Annotated in this window: 19 protein-coding genes and 1 pseudogene; 5 read left to right on the top strand and 15 right to left on the bottom strand. The window is 56.3% G+C overall.

The genetic code is table 11. The features are described from left to right. The 3 genes from ubiA to IQ273_RS33815 all read right to left on the bottom strand — a co-directional run. Positions 1-873: 4-hydroxybenzoate octaprenyltransferase (gene ubiA / locus IQ273_RS18990; protein ID WP_194024733.1), on the bottom strand; the 873-nt coding region annotated here is incomplete at its 3' end. A gap of 99 nt (positions 874-972) precedes the next feature. Next, a complete protein-coding gene (locus tag IQ273_RS18985) occupies positions 973-1,938 on the bottom strand; it encodes an RsmB/NOP family class I SAM-dependent RNA methyltransferase (protein ID WP_194024732.1) in 966 nt (321 codons plus the stop codon). Between the two features lie 480 nt (positions 1,939-2,418). Further along, positions 2,419-2,778 (bottom strand): hypothetical protein, encoded by a 360-nt coding sequence (locus IQ273_RS33815; RefSeq protein WP_228053380.1) that lies wholly within the window; start codon positions 2,776-2,778, stop codon positions 2,419-2,421. Positions 2,779-2,867: 89 nt separating this feature from the next. Here IQ273_RS33815 and IQ273_RS18975 point away from each other — a divergent pair, with 89 nt between their 5' ends. Then, on the top strand, positions 2,868-3,851 hold the full coding sequence (locus IQ273_RS18975; RefSeq protein ID WP_194024730.1) for a putative 2-dehydropantoate 2-reductase: 984 nt from the start codon (positions 2,868-2,870) through the stop codon (positions 3,849-3,851). Between the two features lie 6 nt (positions 3,852-3,857). Here the strand turns inward: IQ273_RS18975 and IQ273_RS18970 are convergent, their stop codons facing one another. The 6 genes from IQ273_RS18970 to IQ273_RS18945 all read right to left on the bottom strand — a co-directional run bounded on the left by IQ273_RS18970 (position 3,858) and on the right by IQ273_RS18945 (position 8,036). Next, the gene (locus IQ273_RS18970; RefSeq protein WP_194024729.1) at positions 3,858-4,319 is read right to left on the bottom strand and encodes a DUF29 domain-containing protein; all 462 of its coding nucleotides are present in this window, start codon (positions 4,317-4,319) and stop codon (positions 3,858-3,860) included. A gap of 54 nt (positions 4,320-4,373) precedes the next feature. Beyond that, positions 4,374-5,126, bottom strand: coding sequence for a photosystem II biogenesis protein Psp29 (gene psb29 / locus IQ273_RS18965; protein ID WP_194024728.1), 753 nt, complete (start codon positions 5,124-5,126; stop codon positions 4,374-4,376). 81 nt (positions 5,127-5,207) lie between these two features. Continuing rightward, positions 5,208-6,206, bottom strand: a complete 999-nt coding sequence (locus tag IQ273_RS18960; protein WP_194024727.1) for a glycosyltransferase — start codon at positions 6,204-6,206, stop codon at positions 5,208-5,210. 35 nt (positions 6,207-6,241) lie between these two features. Then, the gene (locus IQ273_RS18955) at positions 6,242-6,496 is read right to left on the bottom strand and encodes a DUF2442 domain-containing protein (protein WP_194024726.1); all 255 of its coding nucleotides are present in this window, start codon (positions 6,494-6,496) and stop codon (positions 6,242-6,244) included. A gap of 12 nt (positions 6,497-6,508) precedes the next feature. Further along, on the bottom strand, positions 6,509-6,766 hold the full coding sequence (locus IQ273_RS18950) for a DUF4160 domain-containing protein (RefSeq protein ID WP_194024725.1): 258 nt from the start codon (positions 6,764-6,766) through the stop codon (positions 6,509-6,511). A gap of 364 nt (positions 6,767-7,130) precedes the next feature. Further along, the gene (locus IQ273_RS18945; RefSeq protein WP_194024724.1) at positions 7,131-8,036 is read right to left on the bottom strand and encodes a LysR family transcriptional regulator; all 906 of its coding nucleotides are present in this window, start codon (positions 8,034-8,036) and stop codon (positions 7,131-7,133) included. A 306-nt stretch (positions 8,037-8,342) separates the two neighbouring features. On the opposite strand from IQ273_RS18945, the gene IQ273_RS18940 reads away from it, so the two are divergent. Continuing rightward, the gene (locus tag IQ273_RS18940; protein ID WP_194024723.1) at positions 8,343-8,651 is read left to right on the top strand and encodes a hypothetical protein; all 309 of its coding nucleotides are present in this window, start codon (positions 8,343-8,345) and stop codon (positions 8,649-8,651) included. A gap of 248 nt (positions 8,652-8,899) precedes the next feature. On the opposite strand, the gene IQ273_RS18935 is transcribed toward IQ273_RS18940, so the two are convergent. The 6 genes from IQ273_RS18935 to IQ273_RS18910 all read right to left on the bottom strand — a co-directional run bounded on the left by IQ273_RS18935 (position 8,900) and on the right by IQ273_RS18910 (position 14,900). After that, positions 8,900-10,393, bottom strand: coding sequence for a glycosyl hydrolase family 57 (locus IQ273_RS18935; protein WP_194024722.1), 1,494 nt, complete (start codon positions 10,391-10,393; stop codon positions 8,900-8,902). Between the two features lie 341 nt (positions 10,394-10,734). Continuing rightward, positions 10,735-11,205, bottom strand: a complete 471-nt coding sequence (locus IQ273_RS18930; RefSeq protein ID WP_278000568.1) for a RidA family protein — start codon at positions 11,203-11,205, stop codon at positions 10,735-10,737. Positions 11,206-11,394: 189 nt separating this feature from the next. Next, positions 11,395-12,318, bottom strand: coding sequence for a DMT family transporter (locus tag IQ273_RS18925; protein WP_194024721.1), 924 nt, complete (start codon positions 12,316-12,318; stop codon positions 11,395-11,397). A 144-nt stretch (positions 12,319-12,462) separates the two neighbouring features. Continuing rightward, positions 12,463-13,338, bottom strand: a complete 876-nt coding sequence (locus tag IQ273_RS18920) for a helix-turn-helix domain-containing protein (protein WP_194024720.1) — start codon at positions 13,336-13,338, stop codon at positions 12,463-12,465. A 320-nt stretch (positions 13,339-13,658) separates the two neighbouring features. Next, positions 13,659-13,982, bottom strand: coding sequence for a phasin family protein (locus IQ273_RS18915; RefSeq protein WP_035986905.1), 324 nt, complete (start codon positions 13,980-13,982; stop codon positions 13,659-13,661). 204 nt (positions 13,983-14,186) lie between these two features. After that, the gene (locus IQ273_RS18910; RefSeq protein ID WP_194024719.1) at positions 14,187-14,900 is read right to left on the bottom strand and encodes a uracil-DNA glycosylase family protein; all 714 of its coding nucleotides are present in this window, start codon (positions 14,898-14,900) and stop codon (positions 14,187-14,189) included. 148 nt (positions 14,901-15,048) lie between these two features. On the opposite strand from IQ273_RS18910, the gene IQ273_RS18905 reads away from it, so the two are divergent. The 3 genes and pseudogenes from IQ273_RS18905 to IQ273_RS18895 all read left to right on the top strand — a co-directional run. Further along, complete coding sequence (locus IQ273_RS18905) at positions 15,049-15,927, top strand: S1 RNA-binding domain-containing protein (protein ID WP_194024718.1); 879 nt, start codon at positions 15,049-15,051, stop codon at positions 15,925-15,927. Positions 15,928-15,932: 5 nt separating this feature from the next. Then, a complete protein-coding gene (locus IQ273_RS18900; RefSeq protein WP_194024717.1) occupies positions 15,933-16,808 on the top strand; it encodes a Tab2/Atab2 family RNA-binding protein in 876 nt (291 codons plus the stop codon). A 95-nt stretch (positions 16,809-16,903) separates the two neighbouring features. Further along, a pseudogene (locus tag IQ273_RS18895) lies at positions 16,904-17,104 on the top strand (hypothetical protein); the annotation flags it as partial.

Raw genomic sequence — 17,104 nt, 5'->3', positions numbered from 1 at the left:
CCCCAGAATCATCCCAACCAGGACGACAAAGCCAAGCTGGACATTTTGTTTGAAAATTTGCCCGTAAATTTGGAGAGAGGGCTTGTAGCGGCTAAGCAGGTAGGACTGGCGCGACCAGACAATCACAGCTGCAGCTAACCCTAGCCAGTAGGGAAACGCCAGTAAAAGTAGCAGGCCTAACCAAATCAAAAGCAGCCACGAGCCAAAGAAACAAAAGCCGACAAATTGGGGGGCATAGTCGTCAAAGAATAGGGCTGACGAATTGATGCCCAGGCGGCGATCATCGTCGCGATCGGGAATGGCGTAGACCGTATCAAAACCCAAAGTCCACAGCACCACGGACAGCCACAAGATCCACACGGGTAGATCTAGATTGTTGGTCACCGCAGCCCAGGGAATCAGCACCGCAAACCCCCAGGCCAGCGAGAGTACCAGCTGTGGCACCGGAAACACCCGCTTGGCCAGGGGATAGAGCAGGATAAACGGCACCGCCAGCACGCACAGCCAAAAGCTGAGCGCATTGAGGTAGAGCGACAGCCCGTAGGCACAGAGCAGCGACACTAGCAGTACACCAAGCCCAACCTGCACCGAGAGATCGCGGGCGGCTAGGGGGCGAGTGCGGGTGCGGGTCACGTGGGGATCAATATTGCGATCCCACAGGTCGTTGACGACGCAGCCCGCAGCACTGGTCGCTAAGGTGCCTAAGATAATCACGCCGACTAGGGGCAGCGGGGGACGACCCTGAGCCGCCAGGACCACCGACCATAGAGCCGGAATCATTAAGATTAGCCGTCCGGTGGGTTTATCCCAGCGCAGTAGGCGAACAATGGCATCCAGCGTAGACGGTTCGGGACGGGTAGAAGGATTGGCCATGGTCGCCAGCGATCGCTAATAGGTACAGTCTTCAGCATAGCGGCCCCCGGCCCCGCCAAAAGCGCTCAGCCTAGGGCACCGGTTCAGCGAAAACGCTAGCTAAGGCGCTGCATCTGCACCATAGATTTTCATGCCCTGCGCCATGAGAAAGTCGAAATTAACGGATTCAGATAGCTCGCCTCGGTTGCGAAGTAGAGCCGTAAAGCCCCCAGCCCCCAGCCCCGACTGGGGCCACAGGCGATAACAGGGAAAAGAGGCCAAGGCTGAGGCATAATCCCTCAGCGCTGGCACCTCTACCGGCTCAAACTGAGGATTTTTTTTAATTAGCCATGCGACGACCTGCTCATTTTCTTCAACGGAAAAGGTGCAGGTCATGTAGGCCAGGTAGCCCCCAGCGGCCACAGTTTGAGCAGCATGGGCCAGGATGCGTTTTTGGCGGCTGGCATTTTTTTTGATGTTGACGGGGTGAAAGCAGCCCAGGGCTGAGTCGCCTTTAGCCAGTAGCGACTGCCCACTACAGGGGGCATCAACAATGACTACTGAGGCCGTATGGCCCAGCTGCTCAGCAAAGGTCTGAGGATCGAGATTAAACACCAGAGCTTCTGTGACCCCGCAGCGCTTGAGGTTAGAAATTAAGATTTTGACCCGCTTTCGAATGACTTCGTTGCACCAGAGGTGGGCAGGGCTGAAGGCCTGACGAGCCAGCAGGCTTTTGCCCCCCGGAGCTGCACAAAGATCGAGCACTGAGACGACTGGTGTAGGAATAGCGCTAAAAACGGCAGCAGAGAACACTGATGCCATATCCAAACAGTAATAGGCACCGGCCTGGTGAAGGAGATGCTGACCGGGACGCTGATTGGCGGCAAGGCGATCGACCCAGGCGGGCTGCCAGGGTAGAGCAGGGGCGATCGCAAAGGGGACCGGCTCTGGGCGCGGCTGCACCCACACAATGGCGGCGGGAAAGGGCTGCGGGTTGATTAGAGCCTCGACAAAGGCATCGCGATCGCGATCCTCTGCGAACAGCCGACGACTCAATTTCAGCAGCAGATTAGACGGTTGGCCCATAGAGCAGGATTATGCCACACCATTCGGCTCAGCAGCCTAGAGGCAAAAAATTAGGCTTCAATCCCTAGTCTCAACATCGGGGGCACCCACTCAATCTAACCATCAACTCAAGTTATAACTAAAGAAGGATGTCGCTTAAAGCGAAAATCCTTGGAGTAATTAAAGCTTGCAAAGTTAACAACCACCGCTTTTCAGCTAGAACGAATTTATCAAACCTGATATATTCTTCGCTAGTCAAGAGGGATATCACCCTTGTTTTGACTGATCCCCAACAAGTTTACGTTCGTTAAAGATTTTAGAATCAATCATCTAGTTAATTGTGAATGGGCTTAAAGCAAATATAAAGAAATCATGAACTCCATTCGTTAATCCTATCGGCTGAAGCCTTGCAAGGCCCAGGTGTTTGAGCCGTGAGAATCAATGATCCCCAATTTTTCAAGAGTGAAAATGTAGGAGTTATGTGCAGCTTTTGGGAAGCCACTATGGAATCAGCGCAGTGCCGGGTGTCATCTTGTAGCCGCTGCCGTTTTTATGCCCCCGAGGGCCGCCGAGGAGGGCAGTGTAGCCAGCTCGGAGTGCCCGTAAATAGCCGTTGGGCACCTTGTTCTTTAGCGATGCCAGTGTTTTCAACGCCGCTAGTAGAGATGAAACCCCTCGACTTTTTGCCTCAGCCACTTGAGCTAACATTTCCCGAAGTTTTGCTAGAAACGGCGCTGCTAGAAGCGGCATTAGATGCTCCTTCTGTGCCTGGGTACCAAGCCAAAACCACCTATCCGGCCCCAGCCCCTGCTCGAATACGACGCTGAAGAAATCAGCACAAAGCACTAAAATGCTAGGCACGTAGACTAAATCTGAGTTTTAATGACCTACCAGCCTATTTTGGTAGCCAAGACTAGCACATGGGGCAACTTTCGAGTTGTGATGGCTCAATGACATCGCGGCGCTACGCCATTATTGGTACTGGGGCCGTTGGGGGCTACTATGGGGCTTGTCTACAGCGGGGTGGGGCTGAGGTGCACTTCTTGCTGCGCAGCGACTATGCCCATGTGGCGCAGCACGGCATGGCGATCGCATCGGTAGCTGGTGATTTTACGCTACCCCAGGTGCAAGCCTACCGCAGCACCGCCACCATGCCCCCCATTGACGTAGTCATTATTGCCCTTAAAACAACTCAAAATGAGCGATTGCCTGAGCTGTTAAGGCCCATTTTGGGACCAGAAACAGCTATTTTGATGCTGCAAAATGGCTTTGGTATCGAAGATGAGCTAGCCGCCTGGACGTGCATTGGGGAAACCGATCGCACCATCTTTGGTGGCCTGTGCATTATTTGCGCCAACAAAGTAGGCCCCGGCACCATTCGCCACATCGACTACGGCAACGTGCTGCTGGGGCAGTACAGCTGCGATCGCCAGCCAGCAGGCATTTCGTCGCAGCTCGAAGCCATTGGGCAAGACTTTCGGGCCGGACAGGTCGACGTGGAGCTGGTGAACGACCTGCGCCTGGCTCGGTGGCGTAAGTTGCTGTGGAACATTCCGTTTAATGGCCTTTCGGTAGTGATGAATGCCACCACCACCGAAATGATGGCTGATCCCAATATTTGCCAGCTGGCCGAGCAGCTGATGGTCGAAGTGATGGAGGCAGCGCGGCGAGATGGAGACTTGCTTTCCCCTGGTCAGGATCGATACCTGCCCGAAGAGTTGGTCGCTCATATGCTGGCCCACACCGAGCAGATGGCTCCCTACCGCACCAGCATGAAGATTGACTTTGACGAAGGGCGACCCTTAGAGGTAGAAGCCATCTACGGAAACCCCATGCGGGCAGCGCAGGCAGCTGGGGCAGTCGTACCCAAAATTGAAATGCTGTACCACCAGCTCAAGGCGATCGATCGCCGTCAGAGCGAGACATCCAGCTGATGTAGGTTACTCTGGCAGCCATACCGTGTTGAGCACATCCTCTTGGGCAAAAGGGCACTGCTCTGGAAACGTAGCTAGAGACAGCCCCGTTTCTACTGCCGCCTGTCTGCGGGCTTTTTGGTAGGCTCTAGGAAAATTCTCTTGGCAGTAGACTTTCAGGCTCGGGCTTTCCTCAAGGTCATCCTCAAGGCGCAGACGATGCTCTACGATGGTGCTGAGCCAGCTGGAAGAGCGCTTTTCAGGCTGGTAGTGGTACTTGAGCAGATGCAGCAGTAGCACCCGCAGGTTGCTTAGCAAAGCCCGCTTTTGGCTACTGCTCATGTCCTCTACTTCATCAATTAGATGGGCCAAATCCAGCGCTGAAAAATGGCCGGTTTTAAGCAATAGAGCGATTTCCTCGGCCCACAGGCAGAAGTCTTGCTCGTACAGCTCAGAGAGTTTAGCCGTGCTTGCTGATGAGGTTGTCATGCTCTAACCCTGCCCGATCGGCGTGGAGAAATGTATCCCCATCATAGCGAGCCGCTATTCTGCTGCTTCGCCCGATTCGGCGGCTTTAGGAGCGGTAGCGACCGATTCATTGATAGCTTCAGCAGCGGCTTCAGCGGCTTTCTGGCGCTCTTCGCGTTTTTTGCGATCGGCGGCCAGCATATCTTTCATCACTTCCTGGGCCTGGGCAAATTTCTCTAGGTTGCTGCGGTAGAGTTCGACATCTTTTTGCAGCTTGTCAGGGGAAATATTGAGCTTACTGGCCAGGTCTTTGAACAGGGCCTCAACGGTTTCTTTGTCTTTGAGGGCATCCTCAGAGGCGGCGGTTTCAACTAGAGTGTAAAGCCCGACGCCAAAGGGACGGCTGTACTTGAATTTTTCTTTATGGGCGATCGCGGCTAGGGTACCCCGCAGGCCCTCGCCACCGTCGGATAAATTCTCAAACTGCCCTTTTAGGTCGTCTAGGGACATGCCGCTAACCGAGGCTTTGATCGCTTCGGCGTCGCCCCGGTAGTGCTCGGGGGTGCTGTTGATCGAGCGGCACAGAGCGTTGAAAATAGAGGCCTTGTCGGCCTCGGGCTCGTAGCCAACCATAAAGCGATCGAAGGTGGTGACAATGCCTAAGGCGTAAATGGGGTCGTAGGCAAAGTCTACATTGACCGAGAGCAGATGCATTTCTACCATCAGCTCGTCTACCACGCGCCGGTAGATGGAGTTGATGGGGCGAGTGTGGTGAGTGTAAAAGTCGCGCTTGGCGTCAGATACCGTGCGTACAGGAGCGTTGTTCACAGCCTAGGGTTCAAAATATTACAGTTCTTATATTGTCTCGCGTGACTGTGCCTTTGCCAACCTACCTGCCCAAGGTGGGGATCAACGGCCTCTGAGCTTTTTGCGAATTTTGGCGGCAGTGCGCTGCAGCCAAAGACGGGCCAAGCGAGGTTTTGTGAGATCGGGGATGTCAGCGCTGTGTTTGGCTCGGTGGTCAAAGAAGTGGTTGATTTCGGCCAAAATCACCTCCAGCCGGGGTAGGAGAGCATCGACACGGTAGGGTGTTAGATCCTCTGGGGTCATTGCTATGGGGCTGGAGGTTTGTAGGGCAGTGAGAATGCGATCGCAATCGTACCCCACTGAATACACCCCAATTTTGTAGCAGTTAAACCCTGGATCTAAATAGTCGGCCAGTGCCCCATTGACGCTGGTAAACACCTGACAACCGCAGGCCATCGCCTCCATGGGCGGCAGGCCAAATCCTTCGCTCACGCGGCTCAGCGCCCAATATTCTGCCGAGTCGTAGAGAAAGATTTTGCTGCGGTTGAACAGAATCGATAGATCATCCACAAACCCGGTCAGGGTCACCACGGTACAGCGAGACTCTAGGGCCGGAACAAGCTGATTGAGCAGGTAGCTCGACGACTTACGTACCTGCACCAGCACATCAATATCTCTGGGTTGCTGCCGGTTAGTGAATTCGGGTGAAATGTGGTTCGGCAGGTGAAAGATGAGTCCATTGGGGCGTTTTTGGCCCCAGTACCCCATCGAGTTGCGGCTAACGGTAATAATTGGAATATCGCCCGGCAGGCTAAACCCGTAGCCGCTGCTGTGGGCGTGGTAGACCACTTGCTGTCCCCGCAGACGCCCCACCAGCCGAGGGATATGAAAACCCCAGCTGATTACAAAAATGCTGTTGTCTAAGTTGGACCGCTGGAGTAGGTCATCCAAAAAGAGGGTGTCAGGTTCGCGCTGGTCGTAGGTGACGACCTCAGCGGAGCAGAGCTGCTGGGCTAGCGTCAGGGTCTTGAGTTCGGCAAACAGACCACCGCAGTGGTAGCGCTTGCCGGTACCAGGGACCAGAAAATAGAGGTGACGCATGAATTTAGGCAATAGAGTGGCTCATTCCATAAGAATCATGCTGTTTGAGGGATGTTTTGTCCAAGATCGTACAGGAATTCTGGGGCAAAGTCTGCACCGTTGGGCCATTCGATGGTATTGGTTTCGGGGTTAAGAAAGACTTGCCGAAAGAAATTGACGTCTTTAAGAGGTTCGAAGATCTCTCCGTAAAGTTCTTGGGCTAAGTCAACCTCTCGAACAGTATGGTTGCTAAACGTAAGCCTCAGTTTGTAGGCTTCCAAATAGTCAATGTTCACGATGTGAAGAAACATAGGAAAGCCTACCTATTGCAGAGGTTGAATTTCATGCAAAGCTTTTCTTTGTCTAGCAAGCTCCCAGTTGGCAATAAGTTCTGCTTGGTGAAGATCAAGCCACTCCAACACCATGCTTAAAGCGCGTTTTGACATTCTTCCCTCAACCGTACCCGTCTCGATTTCAACGATTATTTCTTGATCTTGGTAGCGGGCGTGAAAGTGTGGAGGTTGGTGGTCGTTATAGTTCATGAAAACAACAATCCCATAAAATCGGCTGATTGTTGGCATTGATCCCTCTCCTTTCGGCCCTAAAGGATAAGTATTTGGTTATGAGTTATTCAGCTATAAGAGAAATTTCGAGGGTTTGGATACCAACAGTTTCTACATTTTTAGAATAGTTAGCCAAAGTTATGATTACGACTTTGGCCTCGTCGTCATAGTCGACAACGATATCGTCGCTGATGGCGTCGGTCGCAACTACTGGCTTTGTGGTTCATTCAATAATTACAGTATCTATTTCAGAAAAATATTTAATTTTCATAGAGTTTCTTGACCTCTTTTTCGAGAGGGAGTTTACTTAGTAATTCGATAGGCGTGTAAGACCAAATCTGCAAGAATCTATGGCGACTATGATAGTCGATGCTGATGCTATCTAAACGGCTTTGGCGCAGCTAAACTCACCTACCTCCCGTAAGGCGTCTAAAAAGGCATAGAGTGCCGGGGTATGGAGGGCATCTTTAAGAATAGTGGCCCCGATTGGTCGTGAGATGGGGAACGGCAGGGAGCAGATTTGCACCTCAGGCGGCACTGGCTGGGCGGCCAGGCGGGGCAGAATGGCGAGGCCTAGCCCCTGCTGCACCATGGCCACCATTGATGAGTCGTGGCGAATGCAGTAGGCAATTTCTAACGGATGCTCTTGGGCACCCAGCACCGTGCGAATGCGCAGGCCGCAGCTGCTGTGGCTGGAGCCAATAATTGGCATTTTGCGCATTTCGTCGATAGTCAGGGTGCCGGTAATGGGGCTATAGCCGGGGGGCACTAGGGCCACGTAGTCGTCATCAAAAATTGGCAGGCTTTCTACATCGTCGCCGTCGATAGTTTCGGCGACGCAGAGGTCAACTTCGCCTTTGACCAGCGCCTGCTTGAGCTGATGCACTTCATCCATTTCGTGGACGCTGATGGCGATCGCAGGATACCTGCGGTGCAGCCGCGCGATCGCCCCCGGCAGCACGTGGGTAGCCACACTGCGAAACGAGGCAATCCGCAGGGTGCCGCCCTGCACGCCGCGAGCCTGGTTGGCCTCGCTGGCGATGGTGTCGAGCAGGCCCAGCATGTCGCGGGCGTGGGCAGTGACGCGATCGCCCACGGGGGTCAGCCGCGCCCCGTGGCGACCGCGCTGCAGGAGGGTAATGCCCAGCTCATCTTCTAGGGTGGCGATGGCGTGGCTGACGGTTGACTGGGTGATATCGAGCTGTAGGGCGGCTTCGCTGAAGTTGCCGCAGTCTGCGATCGCAACCAGGGCACGCAGCTGAGAAAGCTTGACTTTACTGAGGTTCATAGCTGATTGAAACCCCTAAACGCTGATTCTAAGGCTAAAGGCTGGAGCTAAAGCCAGCCTATCGATTTTTTGCATAGAACCTATTCACGTCATGCTTTGTTACATTCTGACGGCTCGAATAGATTGGGTATATCGACGACAGCAGCCCAGTTACCGCTGCTCTTATAGCCAGGGTTGAGAACCCGGCTTAGCCTCAGCACTGTAACGTTTACAGCTCGGCATGGCCCCTGGCGGGTCACAGAGCCTGTTGCCTGAGCGTCGTCTGCTCCCATCCTGGAGCTCATCTTAATGCTAGGGAGGCAAACCATGGACACTACTCGCAACCTCAACCAAGACCTGCAACAGCAGCGTCAACGCTTAGAAACCCTGGTGCAACCCACCCTAGGCGCTCGTTCTATCCATCGCCCCATTTATCACGGCCTAAGGCAGGCCCTTCAACAGTTAGGAGACCGAACCATGAAATTCTTTACCGGCCAAAACGAACTGCGCATTTGGCAGCGCACCCGCAACGGTCAACCCCTCTGGTTTGCCCACGACCCGGTGACCAACCGCACCCGCTCGTTTTACTCCGAGCAAGACGTGCGCGCCTGGCTCGATCAGCGCTACTACGATTAGTCCGCGCTGACGCTTGCGATCGCTATGTAGAGCATTAGATACAGCGATTGTGAGCACCACTCTTTCCAAATCCCTAGGGCAGCAGGCCAGGCTTGCTGCCCTTTTTTACTGAGCCAATTTGGGTCCACTCCAATATCCGCATAAAAACCCCGCAATAAACCAGGGCTTCCGTAGGGGCAAACGGTTGTTTGCCCTTACCCATCGGGGACATGCAGCCAAAATTCGTGATCGGTTCTAACCCAAGCAACCTAGGTGAAGTCATGGGAGAGAATGGCCTGACCGCGGCGGTAGAATTCTTCGGCGTAGCCCGTCCAGGTGCCCTGGCCCCAGTAGCGAAAGCAGCTGGTTTGCAGCAGCAGGTTGTGAATCAGGGCGTTGCGGTAGCGGTGCTGACGCTCTAGCGCGTCTCCTTGCTCGCTCTGACGCTGCATGGTTTGGTGAAACTGGGCAGAAAGGCGCTGCATGGGGTCGAGCACGTTGTCGTAGCCTGTAACCCAGCTGCGATCGCCCGTCCAAGACCCACCTTCCATTGAAAAGCCCTGATCTTCGGCGTGGATAGCGGCGATCGCATTCGCCACTGCCTCTGGCCCCGTCGCGTCGCCCATAGCGGCCCACAATCGGCTCTGCCCCACCGCTTGGCAGATCGGGAACTTTTCGGGACCACACCCCGCCGCCGCCAGCAGCTCCAGGTATTCGGTGCCGTTAAAGCCCACTACACCCCGGCGACCGCCCCCGTTGTCGCGCATTTCGTACCACGATCGCATAAAGGCGCTGGGGAACTCGTTCATCATCACGCCGCCGTTTTCGCCATCGCTGATTTGGCTGACCAGCTGCGGCACCGTAGCATTCCCCAGGGCCACTTGGCCCAGGGTTTTGGCTTCCCAGTAAGGCTGCATTTGGCCCACCAGTTTGGTGTCAGACCCCTGGGTTTTGACTAGCACCACGATCTCTTCGACCTCGCCCTGGCTGTTGCGAGCCACCAGTCGGTGGGGCAGATGGGGCTGCGAAAGACCGTGCCCCTCGGTTGATTCCACCGTGTGTTCCTGCACCAGCATCCAGCGGTAGCCGCAGTCTTTGAGCGTTTTTACAAAGGCGTAGAGTACGTCAGGGTGGTTGGGCAGGTGCATCTCTGGGGGCGAAAAGCCCCGTACTCGGGCTAGGGCCTCGGCCCCAAACAGGGCAGCAAAGTGGTGCTGCCAGGCGCGAATGTGCAGCCTGAGATCGGGCACGGGCGTAGAGGGCACCACCGCATGACCCCAGCAGGTGCCCAGCCACTCAACATAGGGCTGGTAGGCGGGGTCGCAGGCCAAACGGCGCAGCTTAGCTAGGATATCCTGCCGATCCATCTGCTGCAAGCCCCAGAGCAGAGTGCCCGAGTAGTCGAGCATTACACGGGGGTTGCAGCCCTGGCTGACCAATTCTGGAATAAAATCACCCAGGCGAGCGTAGCAGTAGGCAAAGGTGCCTGCGTTGTGGTTGTCGCCCTCGTAGGGGTGCTCAAACATGTACTGGAGGTGGTTGATCACCTCGCCAGTGACCCCAGCCGGAATACTGGGCTGGTGCATGTGCAGGGCGATCGCAAACCCCGCCGAAATATCCGCCAAATTTAGGTTGGTACGCGGCAAAAACACCGGCTCATCGTTGGCCATAACCGCAGCAATGTCAGCCTCTCGGCCCGACAGCGGGGGCAAGCCATCCTCTAGGGCGGGCCAGTCTACAGGGGAGAGTACAGCACCAGTCATGAACAACCTCCAGGGATCGGCCTCACCCGTCTATCGCCGGGAAGCCTATGGTCTCTATTTAGTGTTGCACCGACGAGAGCGGTTAACCACGACTAGTAACATTTCGTGGTCTGGTGGGTAGGGATGGGTTTGTTTGTTCGTCTAACGTGGGGGTTTGCTCAAGGGCGCTGAGGATGTGTGATTAGGCGATCGCAGGCAACACCTCCTGAAACAACACCTGAAGCAGCTGCGATCCGTCAGGGGTGCTCCAGTTTTGGGCCAGTTTGGCCATCAAGTCAAGGGTAAGTTTTAGCGATTATGTGGTCATTCAGCAGCCCCTGGAGCTAGGCGCAAAGGTTGATCTAAGGGCGCACGGCAACCACTTCGATTTCAACTAGCCAGCCGGGGTTGACCAGCCCAGCCACCTGCATGGCGGAGCGGCTGGGCAAGTTGGGCTGCTCGGCAGTGCCGAAAAATTGAGTATAGCCCGCCATAAACCCGCTGAAATCCATGACCCCATTCATCGCTGGATCGCCGACCAGAAAAACCTGCATTTTCACCACATCTCCCAGGGTCAGATCCAGTCCGGCGAGAATGGTTTGGATGTGGTTGAGAATGTTGACGGTTTGGGTTTGGGTATCGCCAAAGGCGGCGATGGACGTGGGGGCGGCGGTGGCATCAATTACAGGAGGAATCTGCCCACTCAGATAGATGAGGGTGGCATTGGCCGGTAGCTCAACCGCCTGGGAAATGGGCAAGGTGGAGTTGGGAATGGGGTAGCGGACGATGCTCTGGGCAAAGGAAGGGCGGGCGGTAAACCCGATCGCCCCCAAGGTAACTAAGAGAGCGATGGCCCAAAACCTCTGACATTTGACGATGTGCCAAAGGCCCAAAGGATTGCTGAACTTCTTCACGGTAAAACCTCTCAATTTACGGTTCTTGTCACTGATCTCGAAGATGCGATCGCTAGAAAAATTCCCATCCAGTCAGCCCCTGCAGCCGCCTCGGTGCGATAGACGGCGTTAGACGCGGCCATCCACAGCTTGGGTAGGGCTTGGAGGACAGGGGCAGCAGTGGTGTAGGGGTTGTGCCTGACGAGCGCGCTGGCCCAGCAAAACGCTGCCGAGCACCACCGCCACGCCGAGCAGCTGCACAGGGGTGAGGGTCTGCTGCAAAAACAGGTAGCCGATCAGGGTGGCGACCACGGGGCTGAGTAGGCCCAGGGCCGCCACCGCCGAGGTCTGGAGCCGCTGAATGCCCCGAAACCAGAGGGCGTAGGCGAGGGCAGTGCCGATCAGCCCCAGATATATAAAGCCCCACAGGTTAGTTCTCGACAGCTCGGTCAACGGCCCTTCGACCACCAGGGCCACGGGCAGCAGCAGCAGCCCGCCAATGGCCAACTGCCAGGCGGTAAACACAATCAGTGGTACGGGCGGCTGCCAGCGTTTGGTCAGCACGGTGCCGAGGCCCATCGCGAAGGCTCCGGCGATCGCCGCCAGCAGCCCCACCCCGTCTAGCCGGGCGCTGGGGCCAAGCACCAGCAGCCCCACGCCAATAAAGCCTGCAATCGCCGCTATCACCGACGGTCTGCCCGGTCTTTCGCTCAAAATTAGCCAGGAAAAGAGCACCACCAGCAGGGGCTGCACCGCCCCGGCAGTGGCCGCCACGCCCCCTGGCAAGCGGTAGGCTGCCACAAACAGCAGCGCCTGAAAAATGCCAATATTGAGGCCGCCCAGCACCAGCATGCGCCACCACCAAACGCCCTGGGGCAGCTTTCTCAGGCCCACAATCAGCAAGAGGCCGATGGGCAGCGATCGCATGGAGGCGACAAACAGCGGATGGCCTGCGGGCAAAAACTCGGTTGCCACGGCGTAGGTAGTACCCCAGGAAATCGGGGCCAGGGCCGTGAGCAAAATATCGGACGGAGAGCCTTGAGGTGCTTTCACAGGGGCACCTCTGGACGGGCTAAAACCATAGGGGCAATGCTCTAGTGCGGTTTACAGCGCTAGGCTACTGCTGCTGGCTAGGCTCAGTCTTTCCCAGATGTTCTGGGGGTTGTCGATTCTTTCGGTCGCCTGAGCTTAGCGGGTTCACAGCCGCTCTCGATAGGCTTTGGGGGTGGTGCCGGTCTGTTTCTTGAACACCTTGGTGAGGTGGCTTTGGTTAGAAAAGCCGCACTCTAGAGCAATTTCGGCGATCGAAAGCTGGTGCGATCGCAGCGATCGCTTGGCTTTCTCGATTCGCTGCTGGCTCACATACTGATGGGGTGGCAGGCCCATGGTCTGCTTAAACTGGGTGGCAAAGTGGCACCGACTGACGCCAATCTCGGCGGCCATAGCGTCTAGGCTTAGCTCTTGGTTCAGCCGCGCCTGAATGTACTCCAGCACCGTGGCGAGTTTGCGCGGGGCCAGCCCCACCCCAGACTGACGAAGCTTGGGGGTAACTTTGCAATATTGGCGCAGCAGGTGAATGCCCAAAATCGAGCTGAGCGACTCCAGATAGAGCCGATCGCCCAGGTCGCCGTTTTCAATTTCCTGCAGAAACAGCGGCACCAGGTTCTCTAGCTGGCGATCGCGAGTGTTCAATACCGGCAGCAGTTCCAGGTTGCCAGAGTTCAGGCAGTCGCTGTCGATGGCAACCCGGCTGAGAAAGTCGGGCTCCAGGACAATATGCAGCGTTTTGTCGACCGACTGCCAGCGCGTAAACCCAGGGCGACCCGCCGGGTAGAGATAAAAATCGCCAAGCTCCATCACCCCGTCGTATTGACCGCACTCATCAAAGGAGGTCACCTGGCGCGCATTTTTAGACAGAAAAAAGGTCAGCATGTGGTGGCTGAGCCCCAGGGGAGCATCCAGCCCGCCCGGCAGATCGTGGCGATAGTGAACGGTCAGACCTTGGTCAAGCCGCACCGACTGATGGGCGATCGCAGGCTTCCCTGCAAACAAATCTAACGGGTTCACAGCCATGCCACGCCGCTCGCTAGAGAAAGATCGACCCAGCCGCAGCTGATATAGCTGTAGCCAATTGGGTTAGGACATTTGTCAGACGAGCGTTCAAACGTTTGAACGTTTTTTAGGCTTTATTGATGTCCTAACTCAGGTGACTCTGGTTATACCGCCTAGCGCCCTGGGATGCTCAACAAGGTATCATGGATATTCAAAAAGTGGAATAACAACTTGTTGGGCTACAGTCTCAAGGTGACCAGCAGAATGCAGGGCATTGCAGGGAACGTCCCAAACAAAATCCCAATCAATAATGGTGACCATGCAAAGGCTAGCGGGGCAGTCTACTTCCAGGCGCGGTTTTCTAGGTCGCGCACCTGCCGTTCCAGGCGATCGAGGCGGCCGCGCAGCTCGTCCATTTCGGCCTGACGGGGTACGCCCAGGTCTTGCAGCGTATTGCGAAACAGCCGCTGAAACTGATCTTCTAATGCCCCATTGCCCTCATTGAGCTGGGCCATTACCTCATCCATCAGGGTTCTGGCCTGCTCGGGGTTAAACTTGCCCTCGCGCACCCATTCTTCACTCACCTGCTTAACCCGCTCAGCCACCAGGGACGTGGTGCCCACGCCAATCATCAGCAGTTGGCGTAAAAGGTTGTTGGTATCCATTAAAATCTCCTTGCTATTTGCGGGGTGCGATCGAAGCAGGCGTCAGGCGAGCAAGCTAGGGGGTTAAATTCAAGGTTTAGGTAGAGCGTTCAGAGCCATAACCTTAAAATCCTCGACTTTAACTCAGTTGACCACCCATTCATTCTGTCAAAGATTTTGCTGGACCCTGGGTATTGAAAGCCGAACCCTAGCTGCCGGATGCCCTCAGCCGCTGGTGAGTTCATCAACCTTGGCCCTTACCGCCTGAATGTCTTGCCACATCAGCCATTTGGGGCTGCCCTTATCGCGTGATGGGTTGCGCAGCAGGTAGGCGGGGTGAAAGATGGGCATACACAGGCGGCCTTCCCACTCCATCCACTCGCCGCGAATTTTGCTGATGCCCGACTTGATCCCCAGCAGCCCTTTGACCGCCGTAGCCCCAGTCAGCAGAATAATTTTGGGATCAACCATGCGAATTTGCTCTAGCAAATAGCCCTTGCAGGCGGCAATTTCGGCGGTGGTGGGCACGCGGTTTTCGGGCGGGCGACATTTGACAATATTGCTAATGTAAACTTCCTTCTCGGTATCGAACCGCACCGAGGCCAAAATTTTCTCTAGCAGCTGGCCCGACTTGCCCACAAAGGGTAGCCCCTGCTCATCCTCCTGCTGCCCTGGCCCTTCGCCAATAATGAACACTGGAGCGGTGGAGCTGCCCCGACTGACAACCGCATGGGTGCGAGTTTCGGACAAGTCGCAGCGCAGGCAGCCCCGGCAGTGGGTGCCCAGGGTAGCCAAATCGGGGTAAACGCCGGGGGTAATCGGTACCGACGCGCTGGTCGGAATGGCATTCAAATCAAAGCCGCTGGGGTCTGCGATCGCCCCCTGATTAGCGCTATCGGAAGCGCCTGCATTAAACAGAGTAAATTGCTCGTCGGCCATGGGTTCTGGGGGGCTACATCATCCTCTTGTTGCCATTATTGTAAAGGGTTGCGGCTGGCCCTGCTGTGGCGATGGCCAGCGCTGGCCGAGGTTGGCGTTGTATAGTAGAAAGCTAGTCAAATTCTGTCTATGTCCAGGAGCCTCAGCCTTGACTTTTTCCGCCGAAGATTTTGCTAAAGCCCTTGAAGCCCACGACTACGATTTTCAGGTGGGCAGCACCGTGCGGGGCACCGTGATTTCCTTTGCTTCTGATGGGGCCACGGTCGATATTGGCGGCAAGTCAGCGGCCTTTTTGCCCATTCGCGAAGCAGCGGTGCGGGCCGTTTCGTCCCTAGAGGGCGTACTCGAACCCGGCGCTGAGTACTCGTTTCAGGTGATTCGCGACCAGGATGCCGACGGCCAGCTGCTGCTGTCGATTCGCAAGCTGCAGCTCAAGCAGCTGTGGGATAAGCTGGCCGAGCAGGCCGAAGAGAGCGCCGTGCTAGACGTCAAAGTCACCGGCTACAACAAGGGCGGTGTGACGGTCGATGTGGAGGGGTTGCGGGGGTTTGTGCCGCGATCGCACCTGGGCCGCACCTACGAAAACCTCGAAGATGCTGTGGGCCAGCGGCTTACCGTAGGCTTTTTAGAAGTCAACCCCGGCGCTAACAAATTGGTGATGTCGGCCCGCCTGGCCGCCCGCAGCCAGGTAATGAGCACCCTGGCGCTGGGCCAGCTGATCGAGGGCACCGTAGCCAGCCTCAAACCCTTTGGCGCATTTATTGAGTTTGACGGCATCAGCGGGCTGCTGCACATCAAGCAAATTAGCAAAAACTACGTCGAGTCGCTGCCTGCGGTGTTGAAGGTGGGCCAGCCCATCAAAGCCGTTGTAGTGGCTCTCGACCCCGATCGCAACCGCATTTCCCTCTCGACCAAGGTGCTCGAAAAGTACCCCGGCGAGCTGCTCAAAGAATCTGAGGCGGTGTTTGAAGACGCCGAAAACCGTTTGGGCGATATCAGCCGCATGCTCGGCGACAGCGAGGCCTAGGCACTATGGGCACCGTATGGGAACTCGACTTTTACTCCCGGCCCGTGCTGGATGAGAATGACAAAAAGCTGTGGGAAGTGCTGCTGTGTGAGGGCTTAGTCGATAGCCAGACCGACAGTGCCCAAACCTTTCGCTACAGCAAGTTTTTGCCCAGCAGCGACGTCAACTCGATTACGCTCAGGGGGGCGATCGACGAGGCGATCGCAGAGGCGACCAGCCAGGGCATCGCGCCCCCTAGCCGCATCCGGTACTTTCGCTACCAAATGCAAAACATGATTTTGCGGGCCTGCGAAGACGCGGGCATACCGGCTCGGCCCAGTCGCCGCACAATGGCCCTAAATGCCTGGCTGCGCGATCGCGACAAAACCGTTTACCCCCAGATGGAAGGCTACACCACGGCCCCCTCACCCTCCGTCGCCGCGCCACCGCCCAGCCCTCAGGCCCTGCCCGATGCGCTGCTGGGTCAGCAGTGGGCCTTTGTCACCCTAGAGGCCGCCGCCTTTAGCGATCTGCCCGAGTGGGACATTGGCTTTGGAGAAACCTTTCCATTGGCCCTGGCCGACCTGGCCCCTAGTACCCCAATTCCAGGACTGCTGATTTTTTCCCCCCGCGCCACCGCTCTGGCCGCCTGGATGTCGGGCCTAGAGCTGGCCTACTGGCGGATTGAGGCGGGCAAGAACCCGGCGATCGTGCTCGAAACTGGCGCTTCGGACAGCTGGATTTTAGCTGGCTTACCCAAATCCAACCTGCTCGCCGAGGCCCAGGCCTTTGAGGCCGCCAAAGCAAAAGCCAACCAGGTACACTTCATCGGCATCCAGGCCAGCCCCGAGAGCGAATCTTTCGCTGGGTTCTGGCTGCTGCAAGAGCTACCGCTGGGGTGAGATGGCCTCTACTGCAACCGTTTCTTGCTAGTTAGATCCCAGGGTTCTTAAAGAACCCTGGGATCTAGTTCCCCGATGCCCAGGCAGGACGACTGATGCCCGATCCAAAGCAGCAACCCGTTCTTCAAACTCTGCAAAAATCCCTGCTCAAGTGGCCCCACTGGCGCAATGCGGGGATCTACGCGCTGCTGCTGGCGATCGCCCTAGTGATGGTGTTCCCGCTGCTGTGGCTGCTCAGCACCTCTTTTAAGGGGCCAACGGAAAATTTGCTGGCCACCCCGCCCCAGCTCTTGCCC

It is taken from the genome of Nodosilinea sp. LEGE 07298 (assembly GCF_015207265.1).
GTDB lineage: Bacteria > Cyanobacteriota > Cyanobacteriia > Phormidesmidales > Phormidesmidaceae > Nodosilinea.
The sequence above is the reverse complement of the archived record's forward strand: the minus strand, read 5'-3'. Positions and strand labels throughout refer to the sequence as shown.